The 18877-nt window shown below is 76.7% G+C and carries 9 protein-coding genes; 6 read left to right on the top strand and 3 right to left on the bottom strand.

Going from position 1 to position 18877, the window contains the following annotated elements; all coding sequences use genetic code 11:
- The first annotated feature begins 55 nt into the window (after positions 1-55).
- The gene (locus ACN268_RS08620; protein WP_421482610.1) at positions 56-1639 is read left to right on the top strand and encodes a DUF4139 domain-containing protein; all 1584 of its coding nucleotides are present in this window, start codon (positions 56-58) and stop codon (positions 1637-1639) included.
- A gap of 48 nt (positions 1640-1687) precedes the next feature.
- Here ACN268_RS08620 and ACN268_RS08615 read toward each other — a convergent pair whose 3' ends face one another.
- The 3 genes from ACN268_RS08615 to ACN268_RS08605 all read right to left on the bottom strand — a co-directional run bounded on the left by ACN268_RS08615 (position 1688) and on the right by ACN268_RS08605 (position 6064).
- A complete protein-coding gene (locus ACN268_RS08615) occupies positions 1688-3220 on the bottom strand; it encodes a polysaccharide deacetylase family protein (RefSeq protein ID WP_421482609.1) in 1533 nt (510 codons plus the stop codon).
- 112 nt (positions 3221-3332) lie between these two features.
- Positions 3333-4703 carry a glycosyltransferase family 2 protein gene (locus tag ACN268_RS08610; RefSeq protein ID WP_421482608.1) on the bottom strand — a complete coding sequence of 457 codons (1371 nt, stop codon included), beginning with the start codon at positions 4701-4703 and terminating at the stop codon, positions 3333-3335.
- A gap of 5 nt (positions 4704-4708) precedes the next feature.
- Positions 4709-6064 carry a nucleotide sugar dehydrogenase gene (locus ACN268_RS08605; protein ID WP_421482607.1) on the bottom strand — a complete coding sequence of 452 codons (1356 nt, stop codon included), beginning with the start codon at positions 6062-6064 and terminating at the stop codon, positions 4709-4711.
- 586 nt (positions 6065-6650) lie between these two features.
- Between ACN268_RS08605 and ACN268_RS08600 the strand changes: the two genes are divergently transcribed.
- From ACN268_RS08600 to ACN268_RS08580, 5 genes are read left to right on the top strand one after another with little or no spacing between them, the layout of a single operon-like run.
- Complete coding sequence (locus ACN268_RS08600) at positions 6651-7526, top strand: DUF4132 domain-containing protein (RefSeq protein ID WP_421482606.1); 876 nt, start codon at positions 6651-6653, stop codon at positions 7524-7526.
- Positions 7523-12268 (top strand): hypothetical protein, encoded by a 4746-nt coding sequence (locus ACN268_RS08595; protein WP_421482605.1) that lies wholly within the window; start codon positions 7523-7525, stop codon positions 12266-12268. The genes ACN268_RS08600 and ACN268_RS08595 overlap by 4 nt, the downstream gene beginning before the upstream one ends.
- Complete coding sequence (locus tag ACN268_RS08590; protein WP_421482604.1) at positions 12265-13428, top strand: ATP-binding protein; 1164 nt, start codon at positions 12265-12267, stop codon at positions 13426-13428. Before ACN268_RS08595 ends, ACN268_RS08590 begins: the two co-directional genes overlap by 4 nt.
- Entirely contained in the window at positions 13412-16981 is a 3570-nt protein-coding gene (locus ACN268_RS08585) for a vWA domain-containing protein (RefSeq protein ID WP_421482603.1), read from the top strand. Before ACN268_RS08590 ends, ACN268_RS08585 begins: the two co-directional genes overlap by 17 nt.
- Complete coding sequence (locus tag ACN268_RS08580; RefSeq protein WP_421482602.1) at positions 16978-18855, top strand: hypothetical protein; 1878 nt, start codon at positions 16978-16980, stop codon at positions 18853-18855. The genes ACN268_RS08585 and ACN268_RS08580 overlap by 4 nt, the downstream gene beginning before the upstream one ends.
- Positions 18856-18877: the final 22 nt, after the last annotated feature.

Here is an 18877-nt window from a genome sequence, read left to right as displayed (position 1 = left end):
CCGTCGGCCCACCGTCGTTCCGGCCGGCGTGCGCACCCCGGCTACCCTCGCCGCCGTGGACGCTGTGGAGATCGAAGCACCCGTGGTCGCCGTCACCGTGTATCCGGACCGGGCCCGGGTCACCCGCCGGGCGAGCATCCGGCTGGCCGCCGGTGAGCACCGGCTCCGGATCGCCCCGCTGCCGTTGCGGCTGCGCCGCGACTCGCTGCGGACCGGGGGCGGGGGCGCGGCCACCGTCCTCGGCGTGGAGGTGAGCACCTGGCGGCAGGCCCGCAGCACCGACGCCCAGGTCGACGCGCTGACCCGGCGGGCCCGGGAACTGGCCGACGAACTCGCCGAGATCGACGACGCCACCGAGGTCGAGACGCAGCGGCAACAGTTCCTCACCCGACTGGCCGACCGGGCCGGCGGCACGTACGCCCGTACGCTGGCCGCCGGTGACGCCGCCGCAGCCGACGTGACGTCCTTCGCCGACGCGGTCGCCACCCAGCTCACCGACTCCCACCGCCGCCGACGCGGGCTGGCCCGGCGACGTGTCGACCTGACCGAGGAACTGGCGGCCGTGCAGCGGCAGGTGGCCGACGCGGGCGGCAAACGGGCACCGGACCGGCTGGCCGCCGACGTGACGGTCGCCGTGGACGCCGACGACACCACCGTGGACCTGGAGCTGACCTACCTGGTCGACGGGGCCCGCTGGCAGTCCTCCTACGACCTGCGGCTGGTCGGCGACGCCATGACGGTCACCTGGTCCGCCCTGGTCACCCAGGACACCGGTGAGGACTGGCCGGAGTGCGCGCTGCAGCTGTCCACCGCTCGCCCGGCGGCCGCCGCCGGCGTACCGGAGTTGTCGCCCTGGTACCTCGACCGGGTCCGGCCGGTGCCGGTGGCGCGGGCGGCGGCGAGCTTCGGAGCGCCACCGCCGCCCGCGCCCGCCGCGGCCCCGGCCGGCGGCGGTGGGGCGGCCCGCGCGGGCGGGCCACGGCCGCTGGTGCGCGACAGCGTCGCCGAGGTCGAGCAGGGCGTCACCGCCGCGACCTACCGCCCGGCCCGCCCGGTGGCGGTGCCCGCCGACGGCAGCGCCTACCGGGCCGTGATCGCCGTGCTGGACCTGCCGGTCCGCCTCGACCACGTGACCGTGCCGCTGCGGGCCGCCGAGGCGCACCTGCGGGCGACGGTCCGCAACACCTCCACGCACACCCTGCTGCCCGGCCCGGCGGCGGTGTTCCACGATACCGACTTCGTCGCCACCACCCGGCTGCCGATCTGGGCGCCCGGCGAGGAGACCGAGGTGGCGCTCGGAGTGGACGACCGGGTCCGGGTGGAACGCGAGCTGACCCGGCGCTCCGACACCCGGGCCGCGCTCGGCTCCACCCGGCGGCGGGACGTGGAGTACCGGATCAGCGTGGCCAACCACACGCCGCGACCGGCGACGGTGGAGGTCCGCGACCAGCTGCCGGTCTCCCGCGACGAGGCGGTGACCGTCCGGGAGGCCACCGTCGTCCCGCCGCCGGACGAGCGCACCGAGCTGGGCGAGCTGACCTGGCGGCTGCGGCTCGGGCCGGGGGAGGGCGGCGACATCACCCTCGGGTTCCGGGTCGAACTCGGCAAGGGCGTCGAGCTGGCCGGCTGGCGGGAGTGACCGCGTTCCCGCCGCGACCCGCCCGGCCGGCCGGGCGGGTCGCGGCGGTCACCCGACGGCCGTCACGGTGAGCGCGGCGACCGACGGGTGGGGCCGCCCCTGCGCGTCGTCGATCGCCACGGCCAGTCCGCCGGTGGCCCCCGGCCCGGTGGGGGTGACCACCCGCAGGGCCGGACCGCCGTCGACCCTGGCCACCGTCTCCCCGTCGCGCACGGTGACCGTGACCCGGTGCGTGGCGGCCGGGTCCACGACGGCCTCGGCGACCACCGTGCCGGCGCGCAGCACCGCCACCCGACCGTGGGCCACCCGGACCGAGACCGTGGCGTCGCCGTTCACCCCGACCAGCAGGGTGACGGTGCCGCCGTCGGCGCGCAGGCCGCGCACCGTGGCGTCGGCCGTGTAGCCGGTCCAGTCCGCGCTGGCGTACGCGAGCAGGGTGCCGTAGGCGCGGCGTGGGCTGTCGGCGGGGAACCGGCCGCCGGTCAGCGGGGACAGCTCGGTCATCGGCTCGCCGTGCTGGTCACGCCAGTCCCAGGGACGGGCGAACGGGTCGGTCACCACGGCGGGCAGAGCGGTGCGTTCGACGACCGCGCTGACCAGTTCGGCGGCGCTGGTCCGGGCGTACACCTCGGCCCGCTCGACCTGCCCGTCGGCGGCCGAGCGGCGGCTGCTCGGTTGCGGGGCGAGCGACTTGTTGGTCAGCGCGGCGACGAACCGCTCGGCGATCAGGTCGCGGCTGAAGGCCGCGGCCTCCGGGTCGGTCGTCGCGTCCCCGATCTCGGAGAACGGGTACGCGAACAACTGCGGGCGGGGCAGCCGGTGGGCGGTGAACGCGGCGAACATCGCGTCGAAGTCGGCGGTCAACCGCTGCCGGTAGCCGGCCAGGCTCTCGCGCGTGCCGGTGGCCGGCTCCCACCGCCGGTGGGTCAGCGGGGAACCGAGCCGCCCCGGCGCGGTCTGCACCCGGGTGTGCAGGTCGTGGGTGTGCGCCTGGAAGTCCCACCGGCCGGAGCGGCTCATCCGGTCGATCTCCGCCCAGCTCAGGTAGTACGGCCGGTGGGTGCCCACCTGCCCGGTGATCAGGTAGGAGGCGGCCACCATCCGGTGCCGTTCCAGGATCGGGTCGGCGTACGACCACAGGCCCCGGGTGCCGTCGTCGAAGGTGAGGTAGACCGACCGGGCCGGTATCTCGCCGCCGCGCAGGTAGTCGACGTACTGGGCCGAGGAGATCGTCCGGTAGCCGGCGGTGCGCAGGGCGGTGAGCTGGGCGTCGAACGCCTCCGGGGTGACCACGTAGTGCTCCCGGCCGGTCGGCTCGGTCGCCGCCGGGTCGTCGCCGTGCGGCCGGATGTCGTGGTACGCGACCACCACCGGCGCGGCCCGGTCCGGCAGCCGCGCGGCCGTCTCGGTGAAGCGGCGCAGGTCGGCGGGGTCGACCCGGGTGACCGGGGTGTCGTGCTGCCCGCTGACGTGGCGACGCAGGTCGTCGAGGTACCAGGACACCCCGAAGGGCGCCGCCACCACCAGCAGGGTGACCAGCGACAGCAGCCCGCCGAGCGCGCGTGGCCAGAGCCGGCTCACCGGAGCACCCCGCCCCGGGTGAACACCACCGCGTAGAGCAGCACCAGCGTCCCCGCCCCGGCGAGGGTGAGCGCCACCCGGGCCAGCCGGGTCAGCAACCGCCGCCCGGCGTTCACACCGTGCTCCGCGACCACACGCCGCGCCGGATCGTCCCCACCGACCAGGGCAGCAGCCAGGACAGCACGGCCGCGGAGAGCACGCTCATCAACGGCCGGTACGCCCAGCGCGGGTCACCCGGGTTGTCCAGCCGGTAGGCCAGCCCCCACGCGGTGCCCTTGAGCAGCACCCCGCACAGGTAGAGCAACGGCACCGCCCACCAGCCGCGCAGCGGCGCCCACACCAGGTGGGAGAAGGCCATCGCCGGGGCGAGCGCCACCCACAGCGCGTGTCCGTAGTAGAGCGCGGCCGGGCCGGGCCCCCGCCGCCACATGAACGTGCCGGTGAAGAACAGGTTCCGCACGTAGCTCTTCTTCCAGCGGGTCTGCTGGCGCAGGAAGGGCCGCAGCCGGGCCGGCACGGTCGTCCACACCTTCGCCGAGCGGACGTAGCCGACCCGCCAGGCGCGTGGCGGGTGGTCCTCGTCGCGGACGAACGGCGAGTCGGCGAAGCGCCGCTTGAGCCGGTCGCCGATCCAGCGTTGCCCCAGCACGTAGCCGGTGAGCTGGCGGTCGGTGGCGAACCGGAACTCGCCGCCGAGGAACCGGTCGGCCGCCCAGGCGGGCAGGTAGTTGAGCACCGCCTCCCGCCGGAACACCGCCAGCGGCCCGGAGACACAGGTGACCGCCCCGAACGACGCCTCGGCCGCCTTGGAGACCCGGAACTGGCCCTCGTACCAGACGTCCTGCACCCGGCTGAGCAGCGACTCGTCGGGGTTGAGCGCCCGGGCGTGGCCGCTGACCGCGCCGAGGTCCGGTCGCCGCAGCAGCGCCTCGACGCAGCGTCCCACCGCGTCCGGGGCGAGCACGCAGTCGGAGTCGGTGAAGGCGAGCACGTCGCCGGTGGCGTGCCGGGCGGCGTGCACCAGGGCCCGCTTCTTGCCGACGTTGCGGGGTAGGTGCAGCACGGTGACCGGGAGTTCGGCGGCGAGCCGGTCGAGCACCTGGGCGGTGCCGTCGGTGGAGCCGTCGTCGACCACGATCACCTGCAACGGGCGGTACCCGCTGCCGGTCATCGACCTGACGCACGCCTCGATGCCGTCGGCCTCGTCCTTCACCGCCACCAGCAGGCTGACCGTCGGGGACGGCGGCAGCGGCGGGAACGCGGCGTCGTGCCGGGGCTGCGCCGGGGCCTCGGCCGGGTCGACGTAGCGGGCGTAGGCCAGGTAGAACACGGCGACGGTGGCGGTGAGCACGGCGAAGCCGTAGAACGCCAGCAGCGGGGCGTACGGCAGCTGGGGCAGTTGGCGGGCCAGCAGCACGATCAGCGGGAGCAGCGCGAGCACGGTGAGCAGCCGGCGCAGGCCGCGCCGCACGGGGGCGGTCACCGGCATCAGAGGACCTCCCGCCGGGGCAGCCCGGCCAGCCGGTAGGTGGCGTCGAGCACCATCGGCTGCCCGCGCAGCCACGCCTCGTCCAGGCCGGACTGGCGGGTGTGCACGACCACCAGGTCCCACTCCCGATCGGCCGGGTCGGCGACCCGGTGCAGGAGTTGGCCGTCGGGGGTGCGGACCGTGTCGACCAGGTCGTCGACGAAGGCCACGTCCGCGCCGGCCCGGACCAGCTCACCGATGATCTCCAGGGCGGGGGACTCCCGGACGTCGGCCACCCCGGGCTTGTAGGTCACCCCGGCCAGCAGCACCCGGGCTCCGAACAGCGGGCGGCCGGCCCCGGCGAGCAGTTCCCGGACCCGGTCGACGACCCGTCGGGGGCGGGCGGCGATCCCCCGCATCGCGGTCTCGATCAGGGGCGCCTCGCGGCGCTGCCCACGGACCTGCCACAGCAGGTAGTGCGGGTCGCACGGGATGCAGTGCCCGCCCACCCCCGGGCCCGGCTGGAAGGCCATGAACCCGTACGGCTTGGTGTCCGCCCCGTCGATCACCTCGGTGACGTCCAGGTGCAGGTCCCGGCAGAGGTCGGCGAACTCGTTGGCCAGGGCGATGTTCACCGCCCGGAAGGTGTTCTCCAGCAGCTTGGTCATCTCGGCGGCCTCGGGGGAGCCGAGCCGGTGCACCAGCGGGGTGATCCGGGCCAGCGCGGCGGCGGCCCGCGCGGTGCACTCGCCGGTGGTGCCGCCGACCACCCGGGGGGTGAGTTCCTGCCGGTGCCGGTCGTTGCCGGGGTCGACCCGTTCCGGGGCGAACGCCACGAAGACCTCCTGCCCGACCCGCAGGCCCCGGGCGGCCAGCGGCTCGACCAGCAGCTCGCGGGTGGTGCCGACGTAGCTGGTGGAGGTGAGCACGATGGTCTGGCCGGGGCGGGCGTGGGCGACCACCGCCGCGCAGGCGGCCCGCAACGCGGTGAGGTCGGGGGCGAGGTGCCGGTCCACCGGGGTGGGCACGCAGATCAGCACCGTGTCGGCGTCGGCGATCTCGGCGACCGCGGTGGTGAGGCGCAGCGCCGGGTCGGTGGCCCGCAGCGTCTCGCGCAGCCGGTCCCGGTCGTCGTCGAGCAGGTCGGCCCGGTCGGCCCGGATGTCGTCGAGCCGGTCCGGGGAGATGTCCACCCCGGTGACCCGGGCACCGCCGGCGACCAGGGCCAGGCTGGTCGGCAGGCCCACGTAACCGAGGCCCACCACGGCGGTACGCGCACCGGGGCCGGCGGCGACGGCCGGCTCCGGCGGGGCGACGGGGGAGACGGGTGCGGTGGTCGGGACGTCGGCCCGGGCGGCGGGCAGGAGCTGCGACATGGTCGGTGGCCCTCACGGAAGGTGAACGGGGATGACCCCAGAGTGCCGATCCGGTCGCCCCGTCGACTGTCCGTCGAACAGTCGCCCGGCCGCAGAAAGGCTACGGCCGCCCCCTGTCCGTTCGGTCAGTTCTCGGCGTGGCCGCAGCCCTGACGCGTCGTTGTCGCCCCGGTGTCTGACTCACGGTGGTCCCAGCGGGCTCATCAACACCGCAGGTCACGGTGCTGTCGGCGGACGACGTCGAGTAAGAATCATCACTTGCGGTGAGCCGCCGGCCGTGCTCCACCGCCCCCTCCGGCCGGCCCAGCGGGCCGGGGTCGTGCCCCGGGGGCGGTGCCGCACGCCGGGGCGGTGCCGCCGGTCGCGGTCCGCGAAGCCTTGGCCGGTCGCGGGCGGGACGCGGTGCCGGGGCGCAGGGGTGCCGCGGTCCGCCGGACACCCGCTGGCACGCCCATCGATGGTCACCGACAGTGAAGTCATCGTGTCGTTGCCGGGCCGTCGCCGGGTGGCGGGACGACGCCCCGACTTTGTCGCCCGGGTGGGCTAGCCTCCGGTGTCTTCTTCCGTCGAGACGTGGGGTGTCCACATGGGATGGTCAGAGGTGTCGGGTGGCTACCAGGTCACTCTCCGCGACGGCGACGTCGTCGCCCGGAACGCGAAGGGGCGGGAACTGCGGTCCGTGCCGGCGTCCCTGCGCGACGATCCGACCGTGGTGGGGCTGCGGCAGCTCACCGAGTGGCTGGGCCGGCACGAGACCCAGTGCCGCACCGACATCGAACGCTGGATGGTGCGGTCGCTGCCGGTGCCGGTCGCGGTCCTGACCGAGGTGTGGCCGGACGAGGCGTGGCGCACCGCGCTCACCGACCTCGTCGTCGCCGTGCTCGACGACGACGGCCGGCGCGACCCGGACGGCGTGGGCCTGCTCCGCGAGGTGGGCGACGGCCAGGTCGGACTGGTCGACCTCGACGGCGACAGCGTCCGCCGCAGCGCGGACCGGGTCGTCATCCCCCACCCGGTCACCCTCGACGACCTCGACGACCTGCGGGAGTTCGCCGCCGAACTCCAGGTCCGACAGTCCGTCGACCAGCTCTTCCGGCAGACCTGGGTCCGGGGCGCGGACGTCGACGCGACGGCGACCCGCTACGGCGGCTACGCCGGCGGCCGGTACGACCAGCTACGGCACCTGACCGCCCGCGCGACGAAGCTCGGCTACCCGGTGCGCGGCGGTAACGCCGTCTGCCGGATCGTCGAGAACGGCGTCACCGTCGAGGCCCGTTCCTGGGTCGGCGCGGACGACCCGTACTACGAGACCGAGACCGGTGACCTCGTCTTCACCGACCGGCACGGCACCGCCCTGCCGCTGGGCGAGGTCGGCCCGGTGGCCTGGTCGGAGGGAACCCGGATGGCCGCCGCGCTGTACGCCGGCCGGGTCGTGGCAGCAGAGCAGGAGGAGGACCAGTGAGCGTCGACGCGACGGACCTGTTGGAGGCGGGCGCGGTGCTGCCCGTCGGCACGGTGGTGGCCAAGGACGACACCACCGACACCCTCACCGCCCGCCGGTACACCCACCCCGTCCTCGCCGGACGGACCGTGGTCCGGCTGGTCAGCGGCGCGCTCGGCGAGGCCGAGGACCTGTCCATGGAGTTCCTGGGCTTCGCCCGACCCGAGCGGGCGGCCCCGGTCGGCGTGGTCCGCCAGCAGGCGCTCGGCTTCCCGGCCTGGGCGCTGGTCAACGACCCCGCCAACGGCCACCACGCGCTCGCCCTGGTCAAGGAGATCGAGCGGCTGGCCCGCACGGCGCGCTCCCGGGTCGGCCCGGCCAAGGACGGCTTCAACGCCCTCGGCGAACGGCTGGCCCGGTCGGTGCCGCACTTCCTGCCGACGTTCTACGAGGAGGCCGGCCGGGCGTTCCTCGCCGCCGACAGCGTCACCCACGCGGCGACCATGTTCGGTAAGGCCCGTGACGCCGAACGCGCCTACGGGCTGACCATCGACGAGGACCGCCAGCACGCCGTGTTCCTGGAGTTCGCGCTGGCCGGGGCGTTGACCGCGAAGGCGCTCTCCGGCCACGCCCGGGACCTGGCGACCCGGCGCACGCCCGCCGACGCGTACGCGATGTTCCTGCGGCTGTGCGTGGAGCGCACCCTGGGCGGCCTGCCGCCGTACGCGGCGATGCACACCGACCTGCGTCGGCTGGCCCGCGCCGCCGGCCTCGACCCGGCCACCGAGGACGAGCGGGTGCTCGGCGAGCTGCTGGCCGCGCCGGCCCTGCACCGGGCCCCGGAGGCGTTCTGGACGGCCTACCGGCAGCCATTGGCCCGGCTCGCCACGGCCGACCCCGCGCTGCGCGGCCGGCTGCTCGGGCTCACCCCCCGCAACTGCGGCGACGACGTCTGGCTGGCGGTGCTGGAGGAGGCCGACGCCACCCGCGCGCTGACCGGGCCGGCGGGTGCCGTCCCCGCCGAGGCCGAGTCGCCCGACGGGCCCGCCGGCTGGCTGCGCCGCTTCGACGAGCACCGGGAACGCCGCTCGTGGCGGGTCCGCAAGCGGCACCCCGGGCTGCTCGCCCTGGTGGAGCGGATGGCGGGACGGCTCAAGGCCGACGGGGTGCCGGTCGCGCTCTGCCGCGCCCACGACGCCGTGGACCTCGACCTGCTCGACACCTGCCTGGCGCTGGGGGTGCCCGTCGCGGATCCGGACGGCGACGTCCGGCACCGGCTGGACAACTGGTTCTCCGACGACACCGACGGCCGGCGTGACCTGGTCGCCGTCGCCGCCGACCCCCGGTTCCTGCCGATGCTGGTCGAGGGCGTCGAACGGCGACTGCGCACCGGCGGACGGGACCTGCGCGACCCGACGCCCCGGGTACGGGAGATCGTCGCGGTGCCGGGCCTGCGGACCGCCCTGCGCAGCTGGCTGGACACCCTCGCCGACGCCGTCGGGCGGCAGGGGCTGCCGACGCTCGACCAGCACCTCGACCGGGTCGGCACCGTCGCCTGCCCGACCGGCTTCGCCGTCAACCCCGACGCGGTACGCCGGCTCGTCGACCACGACCTCGGCCCGGTCCTCGGCCGGACGCTGCGCTCCGGCCTGCTCGACGAGTACGGCTGGCCCGCCCTGGACACCGCCGCCGAACGGCTCACCGAGTCGACGTCGGACGTGCAGCTCACCGGGCAGTGGCCGAACCTGCTGCTGCTCACCGGCGACCTGGTGACGGTCATCGGGCCGGACGGGGTGGAGCAGGAACACCTGATGCGGATCCCGGCCGGGGAGAACCGGTACCGCTGGCGGCTGGTGCTGCGCCACGTCGACGGGCAACTGCTGGTCTGCTGGGACCGGGGCCGGGACCGGGCCGCCTACTGGAGCGGCACCCCGGACGACGTCTTCACCCTCGCCGACGACGCCTTCACCACCTACCCCCAGCTGTCGCTGCCGCTGCCCGGCGGCGGGCGCACCATGGGGCGGCGTCCGTTGCGGGTCGGCGACCGGGCCGAGCGGACCGGTGGCCGGGTCATCAGCGACGGCACCACCTACTGGCTGCGCGCCGCCGACAACCCGCTGGGCTGGCAGGAGTACGACCCGACGACGGGCGAGCGTGGACGGTTCTCCCGGCCGACGTTCTTCGAGGACGGCACCGTCGACGGTCGACCCCTCGACGCCGGCCTGTCCTGGCTGCGCCCCACCGCGTCGTCCGACAGCCCGCTGGGCCGCGCCGACGGGCTGGCCGGCTGGCGGGTGCGGCGCACGGCGGACGGCGGCTGGTCCGGCGAGGCCGTGAACGGGCGGTCCTTCACCCTGCCGGCGGGTGCCGCCGACGGCAGGCTCGCGGCGGCGGTGCGGTTCCCCGGCGCGGACACCACCTTCGGACTGCTGCACGGTGGCCGGGGCGCCAACGGCGACCTGCTGCTCTGCGCCGAGGACGGCTTCCTGCTCGGGCGCTACCCGTCCGGTGGTGAGCGGTCCGCGTTCGCCGCCGGCAGCCGGCTGGTGCCACCGGCGGAGTACTGGCACTTCCTGCGGCCCCGCGACGAGGCCGGCTCGGCGGCGCTGCGCGGCGTCACCGACGCGCAGGCCGGCGCCCTGCTGGCCGAGGCGGCCGGGCTGGACGCCGACCAGGTGCGTGCCCTGGTCGCCCGGCACCTGCCGCAGCTCACCGCGCCCGCCCTCGTCGCCGGGGTCGCCGGCCTCGTCACCCGGGCCGCCGAGCAGGTGACGCGGCTGCGGACGCTGGCCGCCGTGCTCGACGGCGAGCAGGACAACGCCCTGCCGGCGCAGGAGGCCCCGGCCGGTTCGCCGGCGGTCGACCGGCTGCTCTCCGAGGGGCTCGCCGGGCTGATCCAGTACTGCTACGCCGCGGAGGACAGCTCGCTGCGGCTGATCTCCCGCGCGGGTGCCGCGCTCACCGGCACCGACGCGACGCATGCGCGGGTGCAGCTGGACGGTGACCTCGACTGGTTCGACCTGCTGGGGGTGCTGCCGGCCGCGATGTACCGGGCGGTGGCCCCGATCTGCCTGTCCGAGGTCCGCGAGGCGCTGCTGACGTTGCTTGAGGTGTGCGCCCGTTCCGGGCTCCTGGCCCCGGGCAGCCGACTGCGGCGGGTCACCCTGGTCGCCGACGCCCACCAGCCGGTCGACCAGGTCCGGGGGCAGGTGCTGACCGAGGCCGGCCGGCGGTTGCTGGTGCTCGCCGTCGACACCGACGACCGTGAACTCGACGTGCTCGACTGGACGCCGACCGGACGGTTCTCGGCGGTGCCCGGCTTCCGGATCACCCGGGAGGAGATCCTGCCGACCGGTGACGTCACGCCGCAGCGGATCGACGAGTTCGTCCGGCTCGCCCGGGCCAACGAGCCGCTGGAGTGGCAGCCCGAGTGGGCCCGCACCCTGTCCGAGGCGGCGGGCATGAGCCACGCCGAGGCGGTGCTGCTGCTGGCGGGCCTGCCCCGGCTCGTGTGGGAGAGGGCCCCCGCCGAACTGCTGACCATTCTGGAACTGCCCGACCCGGCGGCCCCCGCCGCGGCGGCCCGGTTCTGGGGCACCGGCGGTCGCGGCCGGCAGGCCTTCGCCAACCTGCTCGGGCGGCTGATCCCCGAGGACCCGGCGCGGCTGTGGGTCGACGGGCCCCGACAGGATCTGATCGTGCAGGAGTGGGTGCGGCGGCACGGGCCACGGCGACCGGTGTCCGACGAGTTGATCGTCGGAGTGGACAAGGCCGAGGTGACCAGCCCGCTGCCGGCCTCGACGGTGCTGCACTGGGTCGCCAACGCGACCACCGGCCGGTGGCTGGCCGGGGCCGACACCGGCGTCGACGACGACGACGCGTTGATCGCGCTGACCAGGACGCTGCCGTGGCTGGCGTACCACCTGGCCGTCGACGACCCGATGCGGGCGGCGCTGCCGGTCGCCGCCGACCTGGCCCGGCAACGGCTGGCTGACCCTGGCTTCACCGTCTCCATCGGGCACGTCGACGGGGCCAAACTATCGGCGTTCACCGCCGCGTTCGGCCTGCCGGTGACGACCGGCCCGGCCGGCACCGAGGTCGGCCCGGTGCTGATTCCGCCGACCGACCGCTGGCACCGGGTCCGGTTGTACCCGTCCCGGCTGTCCGCAACGGACGATCCGGCGCTGGCCGTGCTGCGGGCCCGCCTCGACCACGTCAACGAGCAACTGCTCGCGGCGCTGCGGGCACTGCTCGGCGGCCAGCTCACCGAGGTGGTGTCGCACGTCGTCCCGGCGATGGACGACGGCTTCGCGCAGGACCCGACCCGCTCGGCCGCGGACCTGGTCACCACGGTCGCCACCACGCTCGGGCTGGGCGTCGACGCGGCGGCGCTGTACCTGCAACTGCTCGCCCTGCCCGACCCGACCGACCGCAACGTGGCCCGGTGGACCGGCTGGAAGCCGGCCCGGCTCAAGGCGGCCCGCGCCGAGCTGGCCGCGACCGGGCACGTCGTGGTGGCGAAGCGGCCCCGGGCCGGGCGGTCACTGTTCCTGCCCGGCGGCTGGTTGGCGCTCAAGGCACCGCTGCTGCCGCTGGAACGGTGGAAGCTCCCGCTGCTGATCGGGGGCGAGGGCGGCGTGACCGCCCTGGGCATCGTCTCCCCGGTGGCCCCGCCGCCCCGGCTGTTCGCGCTCGCCTGGGCCCGGCTGTGCGACGGCGACGCACCCCGCTTCGACGATCTCGTTACGGAAGGACGCCGATGACCACCACGACCACGCGTGCGGCCCGGCAGGTCCAGCCGGCCGAGCACGCGCACGCCGCCGAACTGGCGTTCCTCGCCGCGTACGACGACGGGCCCCGGCCGCCGGGCTGGCGGCTGACCCCGCGCGCGGTCGTCACGTTCATCGTCGGCAGCGGCGGCGTCGCGCTGGAACTGCCCCGGCAGGCCCGCCGCGACGACCTGCCCCGCACGCTGACCGTGGCGGCCAAGTTCGTCGGGGAACGGGCGCTCGTCGAACGCTGCGTCGTCACCCTCGCCGGGGAACGGGGCCTGCTGCTCGTCGGCGAACCGGGCACCGCGAAGTCGATGCTGTCGGAGCTGCTGTCCGCCGCGATCTGCGGCAGCAGCGAACTGGTCGTGCAGGGCACCGCCGGCACCACCGAGGACCAGCTCCGCTACGGCTGGAACTACGCGCTGCTGCTCGCGCACGGGCCGAGCGCCGCCGCGCTGGTGCCCTCGCCGATCCTGGCCGCGATGCGCACCGGCGCGGTGGCCCGGGTGGAGGAGATCACCCGCTGCCTGCCGGAGGTCCAGGACGCCCTGGTGTCCATCCTGTCCGACAGGCGGATCGCGGTGCCGGAGCTGTCCGGCACCGCCGACGCCACCGTCCCCGCCGCACCCGGGTTCACCCTGATCGCGACCGCCAACCTGCGCGACCGGGGGGTGTCGGAGATGTCGGCCGCGCTCAAGCGCCGGTTCAACTTCGAGACCGTCGGCCCGATCGGCGACCTGGCCCAGGAGATCGCCCTGGTGCAGCGGCAGGCCCGCGCCACGCTGGAGCGGGTGCACGCCCCGTTCGCCGTCGACGACGCCGTGCTGGAGGCGCTGGTCACCGCGTTCCGCGACCTGCGGGCCGGGCAGTCGGTCGAGGGCTGGGAGGTGGAGCGGCCGTCCACCGTGATGAGCACCGCCGAGGCGGTGGCGGTCGCGTCGTCGCTGGCGCTGGCGGCGGCCTACTTCCCCGGCGACCGGGACGTGGTGTCGCTGCTGCCGGGGCACCTGCTCGGCGTGGTCCGCAAGGACGACCCGGCCGACGGGGCCAAGCTGCTCGGCTACTGGGACGGCGCGGTGCGGCGACGGGCCGAGGACGGCGCACGCCTGTGGCGGCGACTGTGGGAACTGCGCGATGTCCTCACCGACTGACCCGCCCGTTCCCGCCACCGGGGAGCCGACGACGGTCGACCCCACGGTCGCGGTCGCCGCGCTGGCCGGGCACCGCCGCCCGTACCTGATCGGGGTACGGCACCACTCGCCCGCGCTGGCCGTGGCGCTGCCCCGGCTGCTGGCCGGATACCGGCCGGAGGTGCTGCTCCTGGAACTCCCGCCGGAGCTGGGGCAGTGGCTGCCGTGGCTCGCCGACCCGGCCACCGCCGCCCCGGTGGCGCTGGCCGGGGTCCTCGGTGACGGCGGCGGGCCGGCGTTCTACCCGTTCGCCGACTTCTCCCCGGAACTGGTCGCGGTGCGCTGGGCCGCCCGCAACGGGGTTCCGGTCGTACCGTGTGACCTGCCGCTGGCCGACCCGGCCTGGCGGGAGCGCGAGCCGGGTGCCGCCCCGACGCCGGGCCGGTCGTTCGCCGACGCGTTGCGCGCCGCCGGCAGCGGGCGGGCCGACGAGGACCTGTGGGACCGGTCGGTCGAGGCCCGCGCCCCGGGCGCCGACCCGGAGGCGGTACGCCGGGCGGCGCTCGCGGTCGGCTGGGCGCTGCGCGCCGACGCCGAGCGGGGGGCCGGGGTGTCCGCCCTGGACCTGCGCCGCGAGGCCCGGATGCGGCAGTGCCTGGCCGAGGCGGGGCAGCGGCGGGTCGCCGCCCTGGTCGGCGCGTTCCACGCTCCGGCGCTGCTGGCCGGGGAGGAGGCCCCGGTGTCGGTGGTCGGGCGGGAGGCCCCGGTGTCGGTGGTCGGGCGGGAGGCCCCGCCACCGGCCGGCCCGGCCGGCGCACCGGCGGCGGTGACCTCGCTGGTGCCGTACACGTTCGGGCTGCTGGACGCCCGGTCGGGCTATCCCGCCGGCATCCGCGACCCGCAGTGGCAGCAGTCGGTCCTCACCGCCGACGGCGACCCGGCGGCGGTCGAGTCGGCGACGACGGACGCCGTGGTGGCGGTCTGCGCGGCGATCCGCCGGGCCGGTCACCCGGCCGGCCCGGGGGAGGCCCGGGAGACCGTCCGGCTCGCGCTCGACCTGGCCCGGCTGCGCGGCCTGCCCGCGCCGGGCCGGGGTGAACTGGTCGAGGCGATCCAGAGCGTGCTGGCCCACGGCGAGGTGCTCGGCCGGGGCCGGGCCGTGGCGCACGCGATGGAACACGTGCTCGTCGGGGACCGGCGCGGCGTGCTGGCCCCCGGCACCCCCCGCTCCGGGTTGGCCCCGGCGGTCCGTGAGCTGCTGGCCGGGCTGCGGCTGCCCGGTGCCGGCGACCCGGCCAGGGAGCTGCGGCTGGACCCGCTGCGCTCCGCCCTGGACCGGCGGCGGGAGGTCACGCTGCACCGGCTCCAGGTCTGTGACGTCGCGTACGCCGAACAGGTCGGCGGTGCTGGCGTCGGCGGGGTGGACCCGGTCACCACCAGGTGGCGGGTGCAGTGGTCGCCCCGGACCGAGGCGACGATCGAGGTGGCCGGGCTGCGCGGGGTGACCCTCGGGCAGGCCGCCGATGGTGCGCTGGTGGAACGGCGGCGGCGGGAACGTGCCGAGGACGGCCCGACCGTCGCCGCCGTGATCACCGGCCTGGCGGACGCCGCGCGGTGCGACCTGACCGACCTGGCCGCCCGCCGGCTCGCCGAGGTGGCGGTCACCGTCCCGGCCGAGGGCACCCTCGGCGAGCTGGTCACCGCGTTGGCGTTGCTCGACCGGCTGCGTCTGGGGCACCTGCCGGGCGGTGCCGACCTGCCGCCGGACGAGCTGGGCCGGGTCGCCGAGACGCTGGAGAGTGCCGCGATCCGCCAGGTCGACGGGCTGGCCGGCGCGCAGGACGTGGCGGACGCCGAAGCGCTGGCCACGCTCGCCCAGCGGGCCGACGCCGCCGGAGCGGGGCTGCGGCTGGCCGACTGCCTGGCCCGGCTCGCCGCCCGGGGCACCCCGCTGATGGCCGCCGCCGCCGGGGCGGTCCGGGTGCTGCTGGGCCTGCGGGAACCCGCAGCCTTCGGGCGGCTCGTCGCGTCCTGGGTGGACACCGCGTCCACGCCCACCGGGCGGCAGCAGCTCCAGGGCCACCTGACCGGGCTGCTGGTCGTCGCCGAACCGCTGCTGCGGGCCAACGGCGAGGTGTTCGACGGGCTCCTGGAGCGGGTCGAGACCCTGCCCGACGAGGAGTTCCTCACCCGGCTGCCGGCGCTGCGCGCCGGCTTCCACGTGGTCAGCCCGGCCGGCCGGGACCGGCTGCTGGAGGTGGTCCGGGGACGGCTCGACGACGCCGGCCCGGACGCCGACGTCGCGGTGCTCGACGACCCGGACGCCCTGCTGGTCCGGCTGCGGGCCGACGCGGCGGGCCGCCTGGCGCTCGTGGCGCAGGGCCTGCTCGCCGCCGAGCCGGCGGACCCGTCGCCGGAGCCGGCGGCGGCCGCCGACGCGACGCGGCCGGCCACCCGGCGGGCCCCGGCCGGCGGGCTGTCGACCGTGGACCGGTGGCGGCTGGTGCTCGGGAGGGAGTCGACCCGGGTCGGGCCGCGCGCCCGCCGGTACGCCACCGCCCTCGACGAGCTGTACGGGGCCGGCCGGGGCGAGGGGGCGGCGGCCGAGGCGGCCGGCCGCGCCGGTCGGGAGGCGTCCTTCCCCGGCGTACGGGAGTGGGCGCAGGAACTGTCCGCCCTGTTCGGCCCGGGGGTACGCGAGGAGGTGCTGGCCCGGGCGGTGGAGGCGGGCCGGCTGGACGCGGTGACCGAGCTGGATCCGGCGGCGGTCCGCCCGTCGGTCGAGCTGCTCCGCGACGTGCTCACCCTCGCCGGTGGGCTGCCGGAGTCCACGGTGGCGCGGCTGCGCCCGCTGGTGGCCCGGATCGTGGCGGAGCTGACCCGGCAGTTGGCTGCCCGGCTGCGCCCGGCGCTGACCGGGTTGACCACCCCCCGCCCCACCTACCGGCCGGGCGGACCGCTGGACCTGCCCCGGACGCTGCGGGCCAACCTGGCCACCGCCCGCCGTGACGGGCAGGGCCGGGTGACGCTGGTGCCGGACCGGCCGGTGTTCCACACCCGGGCCCGGCGGGGGGTGGACTGGCGGCTGGTGCTCGTCGTCGACGTTTCCGGCTCGATGGAGGAGTCGGTGATCTGGTCGGCGCTCACCGCCGCCGTGCTGGCCGGCGTCCCGGCGCTCAGCACGCACTTCGTCGCCTTCTCCACCGAGGTGGTGGACCTCACCGAGCGGGTGGACGACCCGCTCGCCCTGCTGCTGGAGGTCAGCGTCGGCGGGGGCACGCACATCGCGGCCGGGCTGCGCTACGCCCGGTCCCTGGTCACCGTTCCGCAGCGGACGATGGTGGTGGTGATCAGCGACTTCGAGGAGGGGTACCCGATGGGTGGTCTGCTGGCCGAGACCCGGGCGTTGGTCGAGGCGGGCTGTCAGGTGCTGGGCTGCGCCAGCCTGGACGACACCGGCCGGCCCCGGTACTCGGTGGCGGCGGCGGGCCAACTGGTCGCGGCGGGGATGCCGGTGGCCGCGTTGAGCCCGTTGGAGCTGGCCCGGTGGGTCGGGGAGCAGGTGCGGCGGTGACCGGCCTGCCGCCGGTGACCGCGCCGGTGCTGGCCGAGGCGTTGGACGCGCTGCCCGCCCGGCTGCGCCGCAAGGTCGACGACGCGGTCGTCCGGGCCGGCGGCTGGCCGGTCACCGGCACGGCCGGTGAGGTGAGCGTCCAGGTCGACGAGGCGACCACGGTGACCCTGGTGACGGTCGACGGGGTGGTGCGCCGGGCCGCCGACGCCCGGTGCAGTTGCCTGCTCGCGCCGAACTGCCTGCACCGGATGGCGGTGCTCGCCCTGGCCCCGGTGGACGACGGGGTCCCCGTGGACGACGCGGACCCCGTGGGCGACGCGGCCCCGGTGGGCGACGCGGCCCGGCCGCCGGCCGCCGACCGGCCCGTCGGCCCGGCTGCCGCCACCGACCCGCCCGCCGGGGTGACCGGCGACGCGGTGGCGGACGGCGCCGGGTCACCCCCCGCGCCCACCGGACGGCAGCGGGCCGCCGCCGACGGACTGTGGCGGGTGGGCGTGGCGGTGCTCGCGGCGGGGACCGTCGGCTGCGGGGTGGTGCTGCGGACCGCCCTGCTGCGGGCGGTGCACGAGGCCCGGGCCAACGGCCTGCACCGGGCGGCGGCGTCCGGCACCCGGGTCGCGGCCGGGCTGCGGGCCGCCCGGGAGGGGGAACCCCAGCACCGGCTGGCCGACCTGACCGACGACCTGCGGGAGCTGCTGTCCGTGTCCCGCCAGCTGCGCGGGGACACCCCGGCAGGTGACCCGGGCGCGTTGCTGGGCACCGCCCGGCGGACCTACGACCCGCAGGCCGGCCTGCGACTGTACGGGCTCTGCACGGTCCCGGTGGTGGCCGATTCCGGGTACGCCGGGGTGGTCACCTACCTGGCCGACCGCGACGGTCGACTCTGGACGGTCGCCGATCTCGCCCCGGGGGACGTGGGCCGCGCCGCCGGGGCGGGCGACGCGACGGTGGCGGTGGGCGAGTCGGGGCTCAGCCACCGGCAGCTCACCCGGGCCGGGCTGGTGGTGTCCGGCGGCACCGCCTCGGAGTCGGGGCAGCTGGGTGCCGGCAAGGCGGTCCGGGCGGCGCGGGCCGCCGGGGTCGGCTGGGCCGACGAACCTCTCGCCGGGCTCTGGGCCCAGCCCCTGCCCGAGCAGGTCCGCCGGGCCTTCGGCGCGGTGGCCCTGCCGCTGCCGGAACGTCCCGCCGGTGCCGACCTGCTCTTTGTGACCGTACGGGTGCTGGGCGGGCACGAGCACACCGTGCTGGTCGGCACCGACGACGGGGTGGTCCTGACGCTGACCGTCGCCGACGAGCACGCCGCCCTGCCGCACCGGGCCAACCTGCGCCTGCTCGGGCAGGCGGTGGGGGCTCGGCTGCGCCTGGTGGGCCGCCTCGATCCGACCCGCCGGGCGACCGTGCAGGCGCTCGCCGTGGCACCGGTCGACGGCGACGGACCGGGGCTCACCCTGCCGCCGAGCTGGGCGGGTCACGCCGACCTCGGCTACGACCGGCTGCACGCGAGCCAGCTCAGGGCGGGCGACGGCGCGGTGGCGGTGGCACCGGACCGGCTACCGGATGCGGCCGTGCCGCGTCCCCGGCTCGGCGATCCCGCCCTGGGGCTGCTGCGCCGGCAGGTGGAGCGGGTCGTCTCGGGTGGCCGGGCGATCCAGGCGTTGGCCGACCCGACGGAGCGGACGCTGCGGCTGGCCCGTCTGGATCTCGGCGCGCACCTGCTCGCCGCGATGGGCTCGGCGGCCCGGGCCCGGCCCCGGGACGCCTTCGGGCGGCTCACCGACGACGACGGGCAGGCGTTCGCCGAGTCCTGGCTGGCGGTGGCGGTCTACGAGGAGGCGGCGTCCCGGGCGTCGGCGGAGGCGTCCTGGCTGCCCTGACCGTCCACGCCCGGGTGGCACC

It is taken from the genome of Micromonospora sp. WMMD735 (assembly GCF_049178995.1).
Classification (GTDB): domain Bacteria; phylum Actinomycetota; class Actinomycetes; order Mycobacteriales; family Micromonosporaceae; genus Micromonospora; species Micromonospora wenchangensis.
The sequence above is the reverse complement of the archived record's forward strand: the minus strand, read 5'-3'. Positions and strand labels throughout refer to the sequence as shown.

What these genes read in the sequence shown, in the direction of transcription:
- ACN268_RS08590 (WP_421482604.1), top strand. Translation starts at nt 12,265, where the DNA reads ATGACCACCACGACCACGCGTGCGGCCCGGCAGGTCCAGCCGGCCGAG.
- ACN268_RS08605 (WP_421482607.1), bottom strand. Translation starts at nt 6,064, where the DNA reads ATGTCGCAGCTCCTGCCCGCCGCCCGGGCCGACGTCCCGACCACCGCA.
- ACN268_RS08600 (WP_421482606.1), top strand. Translation starts at nt 6,651, where the DNA reads ATGGGATGGTCAGAGGTGTCGGGTGGCTACCAGGTCACTCTCCGCGAC.
- ACN268_RS08585 (WP_421482603.1), top strand. Translation starts at nt 13,412, where the DNA reads ATGTCCTCACCGACTGACCCGCCCGTTCCCGCCACCGGGGAGCCGACG.